The sequence below is a fragment of the Amycolatopsis sp. lyj-108 genome (genome assembly GCF_046549005.1).
Lineage (GTDB): Bacteria > Actinomycetota > Actinomycetes > Mycobacteriales > Pseudonocardiaceae > Amycolatopsis.
This window is the reverse complement of record NZ_JAJPWQ010000003.1, coordinates 180,794-195,184: the sequence shown is the minus strand read 5'-3', so window position 1 is coordinate 195,184 and position 14,391 is coordinate 180,794. Positions and strand designations below refer to the sequence as shown.

Here is a 14,391-nt window from a genome sequence, read left to right as displayed (position 1 = left end):
CACCGGTGCAGCAGACCCAGTAGGACGCAATAGCCGAGGACGGCCACGACGAAGACGAGATAGACGGTGAACACCGGACGCGCTCTCATGGCCCGCCCACCGCGCAGTCGTAGACCTGTTCGTTGCGGTGGCGGCAGCCCGCTCCCGTGATCAGCCAGCCCGTGGAGGACTCGTGCAGGAAGAGGGTGTCGCGGGCGGTCTTCACCTGGGCTTCTTCGCTCCAGATCGAGACCGTCTCAGGGGTTCCGTCCGGGACGTTCGCGCCCGACAGGCCGCGTTCGCAGCTGTCCGGCGCCCAGGATTCCCGCGCCCGTGGTGCCAGCAAGGCGCATGCCGAGCGATGATCACCCGACGCGAGTGCGCCGAGGAACCGCCCGGCCGTCTCTTTCACCGGCTCTTGCCCGCTCGCTCCGGTACAACCGCCGAGCAACAGGCAGAGACCGAACGCCAGCGTTTTGACGATCACGGAACCGGGGTACCCCGGTGTGACCTGGTCCACACCTGGAGTCAGGAGGCGGGGTAGCGGTTCTCCCGCAGCAGGTTCGCCAGGTGGACGGCGTTGCGCGCCAGGGTCGCGTTGGTCGATTCGACCGCTTCCGGCGTTTCGTCGAGGTCGTTGTAGTCGCCGCCCTGCATCGCCTCGCCGTTCCAGTAGGTCCCGCCTTGGGCTGGCACGGTGAAGCCGATGTCGTTGAGGGCCTGGAACAGGTCCGCGGTGATCTTGTGCGCGCCGTCCTCGTTGCCGACGACGGCGGTGACCCCGACCTTGCCGAACATCGCGGGCCTGCCCTCGTCGTCCGTTTCGGACAGTTCGGCGTCGAGCCGTTCCAGTACGCGCTGGGCCACACTGGACATGTGGCCGACCCAGGTCGGTGTCGAGATCAGCAGGATGTCGGCCGCGGCGATCTTGCGGCGGATCTCCGGCCAGGCGTCGCCGTCGCCCATGTCGGCGTCCACCCCCGGTTTGACGTCGTGGTCGACCACGCGCACGAGTTCACCGGTGGCGCCGCGTTCGGCCAGCTCGTCGAGGAGCTGCTGGGCGATCAGCGCGCTGCTCGACGGCGCGGGCGACGGTTTGAGCGAGCACACCAGTGCGAGGGCCTTCAACGGCTGGGTCATCGTGTCCTCCTGTTCGGATCGGTACCGAGCCCCGTAGACGACGTCGAACGGGTCAGGCGCGGTCATCGGCGCGGTGACGTCACGGGAAAGGAGCCGGAAGCCCGGCCGGTCGAGGAGATGCGCCACGTTGGCCGTGACGGCGGTGGCGAAGTTGTCGGCCGCGACGACCTCCGTGCCTTCCTCCAGCAATCGTTCGCACAGATGCGAGCGACGAAACCCGCACCCCCGGTCACCAGCGCTCTGTCCATGGCGACGGGCTACCCGGTGCGGGTGCCGGAAAAACCGTGTGAACCGGGAGATGCCGGGTACGCCTCTGATATGCGTGCATTGGTGATCGGCTGGGCGAGCTTCCGCCACGGCGAGGCGACCGCAGGGGACGTCCTCAGTATGCGAAGGGTCGATGAGGCGCTGTCCACCATGGGGTTGCCACATGATTTGGCCTGGAGTCCGGTCTACCGGCCGGACGACGTGAACTACGAAGAGGTGGATCCGGCGCGGTACAGCCACGTGGTGTTCGTCTGCGGGCCCGTGCACGGATGGCAGGTACAGGAGGTGCATCGCAGGTTCGCGCATTGCCACCGGATCGCGGTCGGGGTCTCGGTGATCGATCCGGAGGACGACACGGTCACGGGCTTCGACCAGGTGTTCGCGCGGGATCACGACGGGATCGGCACGCCGGATCTCTCCCTCGGCGTGCGGACCGGCGAAGTGCTGGTGACCGGGGTGATCCTGGCGCCACCGCAACCGGAGTACGGCGACTCGGGTCACCATTCGGCGGTGCACGGCTCGGTGCAGAAGTGGATCGCCGGGGTCGACTGCGCCAGGGTGCCCCTCGACACCCGGCTGGCGTATTCGGACTGGGAGCGTTGTGAGACACCGGATCAGTTCATGTCGATCCTGTCGCATCTGGACGTCGTGGTCACGACGCGGCTGCACGGGCTGGTGCTGAGTCTTCAGGCGGGGGTGCCCGCACTGGCGATCGACCCGGTGGAGGGCGGGGGCAAGGTCACCGCCCAGGCCGACGCGCTCGGCTGGCCCGCCCTCGTCCGTGCCGAAGAGGCGGGTGATCGGGCGGTTCTCGACTCCTGGTGGCGCTGGTGTTCTTCGGTGCAGGGCCGGGCGGTGGCCGCGCTCCGCGCGCTGCCGGTGGACGACGGGCTCTTGCGCGACATGGTGAAGACGCTCAAATCCCGGCCGGTGCGATGAACACGGCCAAGACGACGGTGGTGATCGCGACTCGCGATCGGGCACCGGAACTGGAACGCACCTTGCGGGAGCTGACCGCGCTGCGGCCGCCACCGCCGATCGTGGTGGTGGACAACGGCTCTTCCGACGGCACGGCGGACGTTGTGGCTGCGACGCCCGCTCGGCAGCGTCCTGCGCCGGATGATCGCGGTACTGCGCTCGGCACCCTTCGACCGGGCGACGTTCGCGGCGGTGGCCGAAGCGGTGCGGGGGATCCCGTGGGTGCTACGGGAACGGGCGGTGGTCCCGGCGGGTGTCGAACGCGGGCTGGTGCTGCTGGAGGAGTCACAGCGGAACTCGGTCGCGCGGCGCTACGTCGGGTGATCCCCGGCCCTAGACGTCACACGCGTGTCTGAAGGCGTAACTCACGTGTCTGAAGGCGTAACTCACGAGTTACGCCTCTAATCACGCGAGTTACGTCTCCAATCACGCGAGTTCGGTCTCCGATCACGCGTGGACGCACCCGCGGGAGGTCAGGAAGGGGAGGCGGCCGCCGCCACTTCGGTGTCCTCGTCGCCCAGAACGCGGCCATAGGCGCGCAAGGTGTCCGCCGCCACCCTGTCCCACGAGTATCGCGCCCGCACCCTGTCGGCCCCGGCGATCCCGAACGACTCGCACGCCGAAATATCGCTGAGGAGCCGCCGCAGCGCTCCCGCCAGTTCCTTCGGATTGCGCGGCGGGACCAGCATTCCCGTGACGCCGTCGACGACGGTTTCGGTCAGCCCGCCGACCGCGGTCGCCACGACCGGGACTCCGCAGGCCATCGCCTCCAGCGGCACGATGCCGAACGGTTCGTACCAAGGCGTGCAGACCACCGCGTCGGCGGAGCGCAGCAGCGCGGGCATCTGTTCGCGTGACACCAGTCCCGGCAGGCGCACGCGGTCGGTGACGCCCAGCCGGTCGGCGATCGCGAGCAGCCGCCGCACCTCCGGAACCTCGGTGAGCGGACCCGAATCCGGACCGCCCGCGATGACCAGTTCCGTGTCCGGTAGCGAGGCGAGCGCGGCGATGGCGAGGTCGAAACCCTTGCGCGGCACCAGCCTGCCGACACTGACGATCCGGCGTGCCGCCGTGCGGGGAGCCCGTTCACCATCTGGGGTGAACTTGGTCAGGTCCACTCCACAAGGGACGACGGAGGCGCGTGAACGCGGCAGGCCCATGCGCACGAGTTCGAAGACCTCGTCCGAGCAGGTCGCGATCACCCGGTCGGCCTGTTTGGCGATCATCCGTTCGAGCCGCGTCCGCTCGGCCGGGCTCGTGTCTTTTTTGCCCTGATAGCGCCGTTTCACCACGCCCAGCGCGTGAAAGGTCTGGGTGACCGGGATGCCGAGATCCTTCGCCGCGAGAACCGAGGCCAGGCCGGACATCCAGAAATGCGCGTGGACGACGTCCGGCCGGGCCTTGGTCCAGCGGGACCGCAGCACGCGGCCGAACTCTCCCATATGCGGCAGCAGTTCGTCCTTCGGCAGTTTCCTCGCCGGCCCGGCCGTGACGTGGACGACGCGGTAGCCGTCAGGCGTTTCGACCGTCGCCGGGACGCGCCTGTTCTCACGGCGCGTGTAGACGGTGACGTCGTGTCCCTGCCTGCTCAACGCGGCGGAAAGCTCGGCCACGTGAACGTTCTGCCCGCCCGCGTCGGCTCCGCCGAGGGCGGCGACAGGGCTGGCGTGCTCGGAAACCATCGCGATCCTCATCGGAGTCCTTCCCGCCGCGGTCGGCGAAGTCAAGCGATCACCTCTGCCAGCAGGGTGTCCCAGCGCTCGAGGAACGCATCGAGCCCGTAGTGGCTCAAGGCGTACTTGCGTGTGGATTTTCCCGCCAGCACGGCGAAATCGGGTTCATGGATCAGCTCGCGATAGGCCTTCGCGAGCGCGTCGACGTCCGTCGAGACGGCGCCGGCATCGGAGGGGACCGCGAGTACCGCTTCGGTCGTCGCCAGTGCGACGACCGGCATGCCGAGGTGCATCGCCTCGAGTAGCGACAGGCCCAGCGACGTCCACCGTGCGGTGTGCAGGTAGACGCGGCGCCGGGCGGCTTCGGCGTGCAGTTCCCGGCTGCGCAGGTCGCCGCCGGGACGCAGCGCGGGATGACGGCCGTCGAGGTCTTCGCTGCCGATCCCGTACAGGTCGACCGGCGCGATGTCCGCGAAGGTGGCCAGGAGATCGCTCCCGGTGATCCGCCCTCGCCGCGCCGGTTCGTTGATCAGGGCCACGCCGTGCGGCAGCTCCCCGGTGTAGCGCTCACCCGGATCGGGGATCCCGTGGGGGATGACCACCGTGGGGGCGAGGCCGGAGTCCCACATCAGGTCGTTGAAATGGGTCACGTGGACCAGCTGGATGTCGGCACGGTCGGCCAGCGGGTGCCGGGTGGTGGCCGCGTGCTCCCGGGGCGTGTTGTGTTCGACATGGACGGCTGGTACTTCCTTGCCGGGGCGGCGGCGCAGCCATCGCGCGGCCAGGTGGACTTCTTCCGGCCGCTGAAGGATGACGACGTCGATGTCGAGATCCTCCAGTTCGTCGGCCGGTACCTCTTCGGCGGAGAGCCACTCACGTCCGCTGAGCCCCCGTCCCCACGGCCCGCCTTCGGCGAGCAGCGGGAGGTAGCAGCGATGGCCACCGCGTACGAACGATTCGGTCCAGGAACCGTGGACGTGCCACAGAAGGATCCGGAGCGAGGCCGCTTTCGTCATATCCGCAAAGTTGCCCGTAGCGGACTAAACGCTCCCTGCGGCCTTACTTTGCTTCCGGTCATCGGGAACGCCTCCGTTTCGCCGCCAAGTCCGTCGGATACCCCGGGAAGACGTCGTGAAAACGCCTCCGGCCAGTGGGAGCCGGAGGCGATTCCGCCGCGTGCTCAACCCGATTGCGGGTCGGTGTCGTCGTGGGGGTCACCCGACGACGTGCCCTGTTCTCCTCGGACCTCTTCGCGGTCTTTCTCGTCCTCTTTGTCTTCACTTCCGGACTTGTGCTCGGCGTCCATGGCGCTTCTCCTTCGGTCGCTTTCCTTGCGGCTACCCCTTTCGCGCCGTTTCAACCCTGGCGCGCCAGACCTTTGTGGACGTTTGGCGCCACACGACCGGGGTAGCCCTGGGCAACGACGGTGAACCGGAGGGGACATGACCGCGATCTCCAGTGCAGCGATTCCACTTGTCCGGACGCGGCCGTGGCTGCTGCGGCCACCGGGCGTCTACCGCCCGCAAGACGACACCTGGCTACTGGCGCACGCGTTGAGCGCGTCCGGAATGCCCGCCGGGGCAAGAGTTCTCGACCTCTGCACCGGCACCGGGGCGCTCGCGCTGACGGCCGCGGCGCACGGCGCGGGGGCCGTGACCGCCGTGGACATCTCCCGGCGGGCGCTGGCCGCGGTCTGGGTCAACTCGCGGCTGCGCCGCCTTCCGGTCCGGCCCCTTCGCGGTGGCCTTGCCGAAGCGGCCCGCGGTGGCCCCTTCGACGTCGTGCTGGCGAACCCGCCGTATGTGCCCTCTCCGGTCCCGGCGGTCGGGGCCGCGCGCGCGTGGGACGCCGGACCGGACGGCCGGATCGTGCTCGACCAGGTCTGTGCCCAAGCGTCGTCCCTGGTGGCGCCCGGTGGGTATCTGATGATGGTCCACTCCGCGGTCGCGGGACCGGACAAGTCGCTGGATCAGTTACGGGCGGCGGGATTGACACCCGCGGTGGTCGCCACCCGATCGATCCCGTTCGGACCCGTGATGCGGGCGCGGGCGGCCTTCCTCGAAGCGGCGGGCCTGATCGTGGCCGAGCAGCGGCACGAAGAACTGGTGGTGATCCGTGCCGACCGGCCGTAGGACCAAGGTCCGGCTCGACCCCGGCGGGCCCCTCCTGGTGGAGGGGCCGGTCGAGATCGTCATGGACGACGGCGAGACGGTGACCTCGGACCGCTTCCTGGTCGCGCTCTGCGCCTGCCGCCGCAGCAAGCGTTACCCGTTCTGCGACACCAGCCACCGCCGCCGCTCACGGCAAGGGGTGCAGCGGCCTGAGGAGTGACGTTTCGCCGGCTGACCAAGCGCCCAGCAGGTGCTCGGTCAGCCGGTTCTCCAGCAGGTCGGTCGCCTGGATGCCCAACGCGATGTCCGCCGCCAGCTCCGGCTCCCGGTCGAGCAGATCCCCGACGACGTCGTGCCGCAGCACTTGTTCGTGCACCGCGTCGGCTTCGATGTGCTCGGTGTAGAAGTACCGGCACTCCCCGGGCGCGCCGAGGCGTTCCAGCGCATGGTCCATGCGCCGGGCGGCGGGCGCGGTGGTGATCTCGGCGGCGGCGAAATGCCCGACGAGCGCGCCACGCAGGCTCCGGTGTAAGCCGAACAGCGACATCATGTTCACCGTCGCGAGGGTGCAGGCCGGGACGTGGTCGAGGTAGGCGAGATAGCCCTCGGACAGGCCCGCCGCGGTCAGCAGATCGGCGAACAGGCGGGAATGCGCCTGGTCGGCCCGCCCGCCCCCGAACTCGTCGAACTCCACGGCGACCAGTGCCGCCTTGGCCCTGCCCCGCAGCCGCGGGATCACCCAGGCGTGGGGGTCGGCCTCTTTGAGGTGGTAGATCGACCGATGGGCGAAGTACTCCTCCACATGCCACCATTCGCCCTCGTCACGCAGGAAGTGTGAAACACCTTCACCGTCGACTGGTTCGATCAGCAAGTCGTCGAGCAGCGCGCCGACGTCGTCCCCGCCGGGTACGGCGGCGCGGAGCCCGCCGAGGAACGCGTGCTCCAGAACCGACCGGAAGCCGAGCAGGCGGGAGTCCCATTCCCATTCGGGGTCGACGCCGTCGAAGCCCTGGTAGTGCAGCTCGTAGCAGACATTCAGCGCCAGTTGCAGATCCTCGCCGAACGGATCGGCGTCGGTCGCCGCTTCGAGGTCGAAGTCGTCACGGCGTCCACCTGCCAGGGTGTCCACCACGGCGGCCGAGAGCGGGCCGCGGATCTCGGGCAGCCTCGCGGCCACCTCACGGTCGATCGTCGTCATGCCCGGGGAGTACCCGATCTAGCCGTGCGGAACCGTCTCTTCGGTCAGCATCCGCAACACCGCGACCTCGCCGTCGGCGGCGGCCCGGCGCTGCCGTTCGGCCCCGGTGCCTTCCCGTTCCAGACGGCCGAGGAGGGTGTGCACGAGGTCCCGGTCGCCGGTGTCCTCCAGTGCCTGCTCGGTATGCGTGAGCAGCGCGGCGACCCGGTCGCCCACCGGCACCGGCTTTCCGGCCACCGGGTCGACGGCAGGCCCGGAGAGGCCGTGACGCGCGGCCGACCACACGGCGGCGGCGGCGATCTGCGGGTCCAGCGGGGTGGCCTCCGTCCCGTGCTCCAGTTCGGTGAGCGCGGTGCGCACCAGCGCGCGGGTCAGCAGCCCCTGCAGGACGGCTTCGTCCACGGTCGACGCGGTGTCGGCGACGCGGACCTCGACGGTCGGCCAGCGCGTGGACGGCCGCGCGAGCCAGAAGGTCTGGTTCTCGTCCACCAGCACCCCGCAGTCCACCAGCTTCCCGACCTGCTCCTCGTAGCCGGCGGCATCCGCGAAGTACGGGGCGATGCCGGAGCCGGGGAAACGGCTCTGCTCCACCATCCGCCAGCTCTCGTATCCGGTGTCGCGGCCGCCTTCGAACGGCGAGTTGCCCGACAACGCCAGCAGCGTGGGCAGCCATTCACCCAGGTGGTTCACGACGGCGACCGCGGTCTCGCGGTCCGGTACGCCGATGTGCACGTGGCAACCGCAAGCCTCGTACGCCTTGACCACACCGGCGTACAGCGCGTCGACCTTGCCGAAACGGTCGCCGGTGCCGTAGTCGCGGTCGGGTGAGGGACACAGGGGAGTGCCGGAGGCGATGATGGCGCAGTCCTCGCCCGCCGCCGCTTCGGCGAGGGTGCGGCGTCCCGCGGTCAGGTGTTCGTACAGCTCGTCGGCGGTTTCGCAGACGCCGGTGGCGGCCTCGATCTGCGTCGGCCGCAGTTCCCGGTGGACCGCCGCGCCGTCCGGCAGCGGGCAGCAGACGCGGTGCCGTTCGAGTACGGCCTCGGCCCGGGGACAGCTCACCCCGGTCCTGGGGTCGACCAGCAGGAACTCCTCTTCGACACCGATTCCGGTCATCACCGCTCCCGCTTCTTCGGTAGCGCGCGCACGGCCGGCCCCTGGATCACCGACCCGTCCAGGTCGAAGCGCGAACCGTGGCAAGGGCAGTCCCAGGTCTTCTCCGCGTTGTTGAACGCGACGAGGCAGCCCAGATGGGTGCAGTGGGCGCCGACGGCGTGCAGTTCACCGCCAGGGTCGCGGTAGGCCGCGACGAGTTCTCCGCCGTCACGGGTCACCTTGGCCTCTCCGGGCACGAGTTCGTCCAAGGATGCGGGTTTGCGCAACGCGCTGAGGTGGTCGCCCACCAGGAACTTCGCCACCGTGGCGTTGTTCTCCACCGTCGAGATCGCGGAGCGGAGGTCGAACCGGTTGGGGTCGTACAGACTCGCCGACGGGTTGTCGCGTCCGGTCAGCAGGTCCGCGAGCAGCAGCCCGGCCGCGGTGCCGCCCGTCATCCCCCACTGGCCGAAGCCGGTGGCGACCCACAGGTGACGGCTCGCCGGATGGTAGCGCCCGACGTACGGAACGGAGTCCACAGTGGACAGATCATGGGCCGACCACCGATGGGTGACCCGGCGTACGCCCGCGTGTTCGCTCGCCCAGCTCGCCAGCCGTTCGTAGCGGCTCTCGACGTCGACGGAGTCGCCGACGCGGTAATGCTCGCCGCCCACGATCGCGTACGGGACACCGTCTTTGAGGTAGCTCCGCACCGAGTGGTGGGTGTCGGCGTCCAGGTACATCCCCTCCGGCGGGCGGTTGCCTTCGACCGGCCCGGCGACCACCAGGTCGCGGACCGGGTCGAGCCTGGCGAAGAACAGGCCGCGGTCGAACACGGGGTAGTGGGTCGCCACCACGACCTCGCCCGCCCGCACCTCGCCGGAACTGGTGCGCACCTTCACACCGCCGAGCTCGTCGACACCTTCCGCGCGAACGCCTTCGATGATCGTCCCGCCCGCGCGTTCGATCTCGCCTGCCAGGGCGAGCAGCCAGTGGCGCGGGTGGAAGTGCGCCTGCGACGCGAACTTCACCGCGCCGAGGGCGGGCACGTCGAGGTCGACCTCGGTGACGTAGGAAGCGGGAAGCCCGGCCTCGGCCGCGGCTTCCGCCTCGCGTTCGAGGCTTTCGACCGTTCCGGGATGGGTCGTGTAGACGAAACTGTCGGCGCGGGTGAACCCGCAGTCGATGCCGAGTTCGGCGGTGGCCGCGGCGATCCAGTCCAGCGCGGCCGCCTGCGTGTAGGCATACGTCGCGGCGGCTTCGGTGCCTTTGGTCTTCGCCAGCGTCGCGTACTTCAGCCCGTGCTGGGCGCTGACCTTCGCCGTGGTGTGGCCGGAGACCCCCGCCGCGAGGCGGCCGGCCTCCAGCACCAGCACCGAGCGCCCGGCCCTCGCCAGCCGGTAGGCCGTGGTGAGGCCGGCGATCCCGCCGCCGAGCACGGCGACGTCGACCTCGGCGGGCAGCGGCGTCCCGGTGCGGTCGGGAGCGGGAGCGGTGTCGAGCCACAGTGAACGCGTTCCGGGCAACTCCGTCATGGCGCCCGGATTCCCGCGCGGCCACGGGGGCAAACCAGGGTTTTCCGGATCGTCGGAGCGGGTAGCACTGGCCTATGACCACACCCTCCAGTCCCCCCGAGGAAAAGAACATTTTTGTCATCGGTCTCGACGACAGCAACGACGAGGTGCTGAGACGAATCCCCGGCGCCGGCCGGTACCGCTTTCATGCCCTGCTGACGCCGGAAGAGCTTCAGCACGGTGAGATCCCGATCGTGGAGCTCCTGGAAAAGGCGCAGTCGCAGCTGGACGCCTTCGACGGGTCGATCGACGCGATCGTCAGCTACTGGGACTTCCCGTCTTCGACGATGGTGGCCATGCTGTGCGAGAAGTACGGCCTTCCCGGTGTTTCGCTCGAGGCCGTGCTGAAGTGCGAGCACAAGTACTGGAGCCGTCTCGAACAGGCGAAGGTGATCGACGAGGTGCCTGCCTTCGGCGTCGTCGACTTGGACGAGGACGATCCCCGGCCGCCCGAGGGTGTCGACTACCCCATGTGGCTCAAACCGGTGAAGTCGTTCTCCTCGGAGCTGGCCTTCCACGTCGCCGACGACGACGAGTTCGACAAGGCCGTCGCGGAGATCCGGGCGGGTGTCGACAGGGTCGGCAAGCCCTTCGACCGCATCCTCGGCACGATCGACCTCCCCGTCGCGGTGGCCGACGTCGGCGGGGCGGCATGCCTCGCCGAGGGAGAACTCAGCGGCGTGCAGGCGGCGACGGAAGGGTATGTCTACAAAGGACAGGTCACCGTCTACGGTGTCCTCGACTCGATCAACTACCCCGACACCCCTTCTTTCCTGCGGCACCAGTACCCGTCGCAGCTGCCCGAGGACGCCGTCGAGCGGATGAAGGAGATCTCCGTCCGCGTGATGGAGCAGATCGGCTTCGACAACGCCACTTTCAGCATCGAGTTCTTCTGTCACCCCGAATCCGGACAGGCCTGTCTGCTGGAGATCAACCCGCGGCATTCGCAGTCCCACGCGGAACTGTTCGAGTACGTGGACGGGGTGGCGAACCACCAGATCATGGTCCAGCTCGGCCTCGGCCAGGATCCGGGACAGCGCCGGAACCGAGGTGACTACCGGATCGCGGGTAAGTGGTACTACCGCCGCTTCCGTGACGCGCTGGTCACCAGGGTGCCCACCCGCGGCGAGATCGCGGACCTGGAGGCGGAGATCCCCGGGGTGAAGATCGAACCGGTGGCCGAGAAGGGAATCCGGCTCTCGGAACTGCCGGAACAGGACAGTTACAGCTACGAACTCGCGCATATCTTCGTCGCGGCGCAGACCGAACGGGAGATGGAGAGCAAGTACCGCCGGTGCACCGAAGCGCTGCGGTTCGACTTCGAGGAGGGATAGCCCATGCGGACGGTGGCCTCGCTGCCGTACGAGATCACCGAGGAGGACCACGTCTGGATCCCGGTTTCCGACGGCGTCCGGCTGTCGGCGAGGATCTGGTGGCCGGTCGCTTCGGACGGCGAACCGGTCCCGGCGATCCTGGAGTACATCCCGTACCGGCACCGCGACCTGACCTCGGTGCGGGACTCCGTGCACCACCCGTACCTCGCGGGACACGGCTACGCCTGTGTCCGCGTCGACATCCGCGGTTCGGGGGAGTCGGAGGGCGTGCTCGCCGACGAGTACCTCGAACGGGAGCAACTCGACGCCGAGGACGTCCTGGAATGGATCGCCGCGCAGCCCTGGTGCTCGGGGCGCACGGGGATGATGGGCATCTCCTGGGGCGGGTTCGCCGCCCTCCAGGTGGCGGCACGCAAACCGCCGAGCCTGACCGCGATCGCGATCTCGTCGTTCACCGACGACCGGTACTCCGACGACATGCACTACATGGGCGGCTGCCTGCTTTCGGACAACGTCGCCGAGGCCTCCACGATGTTCGCCTACGCGACGTTGCCGCCCGATCCCGCGCTGGCGGGTGAGCGGTGGCGGGAGCTGTGGCACGAACGGCTGGAAAACTGCGGCCTCTGGGCAGGCGAATGGCTGAGCCACCAGCGCCGGGACGACTATTGGCGGCACGCGTCGGTCTGCGAGAACTACAGCGACGTCCAGGTGCCCGTCCTCGCCTCCAGCGGCTGGGCGGACGGGTACTCGAACGCGGTCTCCCGGCTGCTGGCCAATCTCGACGTGCCGAGGCGCGGCCTGATCGGGCCGTGGTCGCACAAGTACCCGCACCTCGGCCGCCCCGGGCCCGCCATCGGCTACCTGCAGGAGCTGGTCCGCTGGTGGGACCACTGGCTGAAGGACGCCGAGAACGGCGTCATGGACGGGCCGATGCTCCAGACCTGGATGCAGGACAGCGTGCCACCGTCGACCTCGTACGAGGACCGCCCCGGCCGCTGGGTGGGGGAGCCGTCCTGGCCTTCGCCGCATGTGCACCCGTCCAAGCATCGGCTCACCCGGCACCGGATCGCCCGTCCGGGTGAGGACGTCCCGGCGGAGAACCTGTCGGTGGAGTCGCCGCTTTCGGTCGGTCAGTTCGCCGGTAAGTGGGCCTCCTACAGCGCTCCGCCCGATCTGCCGTACGACCAGCGGGAGGAGGACGGTGGCTCGCTCGTCTTCGAAACCGACGAGCTCGCCGAACCCTGCGAGATCCTCGGTTCGCCGACGGTGGATCTGGAGGTCTCTGCGGACAAGCCGGTCGCGCAGGTCGCCGTCCGGCTGTCCGACGTCTCGCCGGACGGCAGGGCCACGCGGGTGACCTACGGGCTGCTGAACCTGACCCACCGCGACGGGCACGAAGACCCGGAGCCACTGGAACCGGGCAAGCGGTACCGGGTGCGCGTCGAGCTCAACGCCGTCGCGCAGGCCTTCCCCGCCGGGCACCGGATCCGGTTGTCGATCTCGTCGTCGTACTGGCCGCTGGCGTGGCCACCGCCGGAACCGGCGATGGTGACCGTCCACACCGGACAGAGCACGCTCACGCTTCCGGTGCGGCCCATAGCGGAGGCGGACGAGGTCCCGGCACGGCCGTTCGGCGAACCCGAAGGCGCGGAACCGCTGCCCGCGACCCAGGTCGAACCCGGCGAACAGCGCTGGACCGTCTCCCGTGACCTGATCGACTACCGGTCCGCGCTCGACATCGTGAAGAACGAGGGCAAGGTCCGGTTCGAGGACATCTGTCTCGACGTCACCAGGAACGTGTTCGAGCGATACTCGTGGGTGGCCGACGACTTCTGCTCCCCGGTGGCGGAGACGTCGTGGTCGATGACGTTCGCCCGCGGCGACTGGGAAGCCCGGTCCGAGACCCGAACCCGGGTGTCCTGCACTCCCACCGAATTCGTGATCGACGCACAGCTCGACGCATACGAAGGGGAGCGAAGGACGTTCTCCCGCAACTGGCATCGGACGGTTCCCCGTGATCAGGTCTAAGAAGAGTCTCCCCGCGAAGTCGCTGCTCGCGTGGCTGCGCCTCACCAACCGGAAGCGCACCTACGCCGAGCTCGACCGCTTCCGCCGGAGCATCGAAAGCAGCCAGGCGAAGGGCGACCGGGGGCCGATCCGCGCGATCAGGCGCCGGTTCGACGTCACCCGGTCCGAAGTGGACGGACGACCCTGTTACACCATCCGCCCGGCCGGCGGTGGGGGCGACCGCAACCACGTGCTGTACTTCCACGGCGGCGCCTACGTGCACCAGATCCAGCACGACCACTGGCGCTTCTTCGGACGGCTGATCGACCGCACCGGCTGCTCGGTCACCGTGCCGATCTACCCGCTGGCCCCGGCGCACCAGTGCCCGGAGACCACCGAGTTCGTCCGCCGCGCCTACGAGGAGTTCGCCGCGGATGTCGCCCCGGAGGACCAGATCGTGATGGGCGATTCCGCCGGTGGCGGGATCGCGCTGGCGCTCACCAAGGCGTTGCGGGACGAAGGCAGGCCGGTGCCCAAGGAGACCGTCCTCCTGTCGCCGTGGCTGGACCTGACGCTGAGCCATCCGGCGCAACCGGCGCTGGACGAGCGTGACCCGTACCTCGCGCTCACCGGGCTGAACGAGGCCGCCAGGCTCTACAGTGGACAGCTGCCGCGCACCGATCCCCGGCTCAGCCCGTTGTCCGGCGACCTTTCCGGGCTCGGGGCCTTGACCGTCTACATCGGGACCAAGGACGTCCTCCTCTCCGACGCCCGGCGGCTGCACACCCTGTGCACCGAACAAGGGGTGCCGCTGGGCTACCACGAGTACGAGGGCATGATCCACGCGTGGATGCTGGCCTCGATCCCGGAAGCGAGGCTCGCGCTGGAGGAGATCGCGCATCTCGTGGATCGATCGCTGGTGAAATCGGTGTAGCTCCCTCGTGAGCGGGTAACCGAAACGCAACGGCCGGTGCAGCGAGGTTGTACGTCCACCGGCCGTGAGGTGGACCGGCGTGGGCAGCCCCGGCGGAGCAG

The 14,391-nt window shown here is 69.2% G+C and carries 14 protein-coding genes and 2 pseudogenes; 8 read left to right on the top strand and 8 right to left on the bottom strand.

Translation table 11 applies throughout. The features are described from left to right. Positions 1-85: 85 nt before the first annotated feature. Both ACLJO0_RS12475 and ACLJO0_RS12470 read right to left on the bottom strand, forming a co-directional pair. A complete protein-coding gene (locus ACLJO0_RS12475) occupies positions 86-466 on the bottom strand; it encodes a hypothetical protein (RefSeq protein ID WP_410578519.1) in 381 nt (126 codons plus the stop codon). 41 nt (positions 467-507) lie between these two features. Beyond that, on the bottom strand, positions 508-1,119 hold the full coding sequence (locus ACLJO0_RS12470; RefSeq protein WP_410579292.1) for a flavodoxin family protein: 612 nt from the start codon (positions 1,117-1,119) through the stop codon (positions 508-510). A gap of 318 nt (positions 1,120-1,437) precedes the next feature. On the opposite strand from ACLJO0_RS12470, the gene ACLJO0_RS12465 reads away from it, so the two are divergent. From ACLJO0_RS12465 to ACLJO0_RS12455, 3 genes and pseudogenes are all read left to right on the top strand, one after another. Then, positions 1,438-2,325, top strand: coding sequence for a polysaccharide pyruvyl transferase family protein (locus tag ACLJO0_RS12465; protein WP_410578517.1), 888 nt, complete (start codon positions 1,438-1,440; stop codon positions 2,323-2,325). Next, positions 2,322-2,417 (top strand): annotated as a pseudogene (locus tag ACLJO0_RS12460) (glycosyltransferase family 2 protein); the annotation flags it as partial. The gene ACLJO0_RS12465 and the pseudogene ACLJO0_RS12460, both read left to right, overlap by 4 nt. Positions 2,418-2,463: 46 nt before the next feature. Beyond that, positions 2,464-2,688 (top strand): annotated as a pseudogene (locus tag ACLJO0_RS12455) (glycosyltransferase family 2 protein); the annotation flags it as partial. Positions 2,689-2,837: 149 nt separating this feature from the next. On the opposite strand, the gene ACLJO0_RS12450 reads toward ACLJO0_RS12455, so the two are convergent. The 3 genes from ACLJO0_RS12450 to ACLJO0_RS12440 form a co-directional block, all read right to left on the bottom strand. Then, a complete protein-coding gene (locus ACLJO0_RS12450) occupies positions 2,838-4,058 on the bottom strand; it encodes a glycosyltransferase (protein WP_410578515.1) in 1,221 nt (406 codons plus the stop codon). Positions 4,059-4,087: 29 nt separating this feature from the next. Continuing rightward, positions 4,088-5,053, bottom strand: coding sequence for a glycosyltransferase (locus ACLJO0_RS12445; RefSeq protein WP_410578513.1), 966 nt, complete (start codon positions 5,051-5,053; stop codon positions 4,088-4,090). Positions 5,054-5,217: 164 nt separating this feature from the next. Beyond that, a complete protein-coding gene (locus ACLJO0_RS12440) occupies positions 5,218-5,343 on the bottom strand; it encodes a hypothetical protein (protein WP_410578511.1) in 126 nt (41 codons plus the stop codon). A 136-nt stretch (positions 5,344-5,479) separates the two neighbouring features. On the opposite strand from ACLJO0_RS12440, the gene ACLJO0_RS12435 reads away from it, so the two are divergent. Together ACLJO0_RS12435 and ACLJO0_RS12430 are read left to right on the top strand one after the other, a co-directional pair. Beyond that, positions 5,480-6,169, top strand: coding sequence for a methyltransferase (locus ACLJO0_RS12435; protein ID WP_410578509.1), 690 nt, complete (start codon positions 5,480-5,482; stop codon positions 6,167-6,169). After that, on the top strand, positions 6,153-6,368 hold the full coding sequence (locus ACLJO0_RS12430) for a CDGSH iron-sulfur domain-containing protein (RefSeq protein ID WP_125794712.1): 216 nt from the start codon (positions 6,153-6,155) through the stop codon (positions 6,366-6,368). Before ACLJO0_RS12435 ends, ACLJO0_RS12430 begins: the two co-directional genes overlap by 17 nt. On the opposite strand, the gene ACLJO0_RS12425 is transcribed toward ACLJO0_RS12430, so the two are convergent. The 3 genes from ACLJO0_RS12425 to ACLJO0_RS12415 are packed head-to-tail and all read right to left on the bottom strand — an operon-like array spanning position 6,336 to position 9,976. After that, the gene (locus tag ACLJO0_RS12425; RefSeq protein ID WP_410578507.1) at positions 6,336-7,346 is read right to left on the bottom strand and encodes an iron-containing redox enzyme family protein; all 1,011 of its coding nucleotides are present in this window, start codon (positions 7,344-7,346) and stop codon (positions 6,336-6,338) included. The two genes, ACLJO0_RS12430 and ACLJO0_RS12425, sit on opposite strands and share 33 nt — an antisense overlap. A gap of 18 nt (positions 7,347-7,364) precedes the next feature. After that, positions 7,365-8,462, bottom strand: coding sequence for a glutamate--cysteine ligase (locus tag ACLJO0_RS12420; RefSeq protein WP_410578505.1), 1,098 nt, complete (start codon positions 8,460-8,462; stop codon positions 7,365-7,367). After that, positions 8,462-9,976 (bottom strand): FAD-dependent oxidoreductase, encoded by a 1,515-nt coding sequence (locus tag ACLJO0_RS12415; RefSeq protein WP_410578503.1) that lies wholly within the window; start codon positions 9,974-9,976, stop codon positions 8,462-8,464. The genes ACLJO0_RS12420 and ACLJO0_RS12415 overlap by 1 nt, the downstream gene beginning before the upstream one ends. Before the next feature lie 74 nt (positions 9,977-10,050). On the opposite strand from ACLJO0_RS12415, the gene ACLJO0_RS12410 reads away from it, so the two are divergent. Genes ACLJO0_RS12410 through ACLJO0_RS12400 form a run of 3 tightly spaced genes read left to right on the top strand, consistent with a single transcriptional unit; the run spans position 10,051 to position 14,290 of the window. Further along, positions 10,051-11,349 carry an acetyl-CoA carboxylase biotin carboxylase subunit family protein gene (locus ACLJO0_RS12410; RefSeq protein ID WP_410578501.1) on the top strand — a complete coding sequence of 433 codons (1,299 nt, stop codon included), beginning with the start codon at positions 10,051-10,053 and terminating at the stop codon, positions 11,347-11,349. A 3-nt stretch (positions 11,350-11,352) separates the two neighbouring features. After that, positions 11,353-13,377, top strand: coding sequence for a CocE/NonD family hydrolase (locus tag ACLJO0_RS12405; protein ID WP_410578499.1), 2,025 nt, complete (start codon positions 11,353-11,355; stop codon positions 13,375-13,377). Continuing rightward, positions 13,364-14,290 (top strand): alpha/beta hydrolase, encoded by a 927-nt coding sequence (locus ACLJO0_RS12400; protein WP_410578498.1) that lies wholly within the window; start codon positions 13,364-13,366, stop codon positions 14,288-14,290. The genes ACLJO0_RS12405 and ACLJO0_RS12400 overlap by 14 nt, the downstream gene beginning before the upstream one ends. Positions 14,291-14,391: the final 101 nt, after the last annotated feature.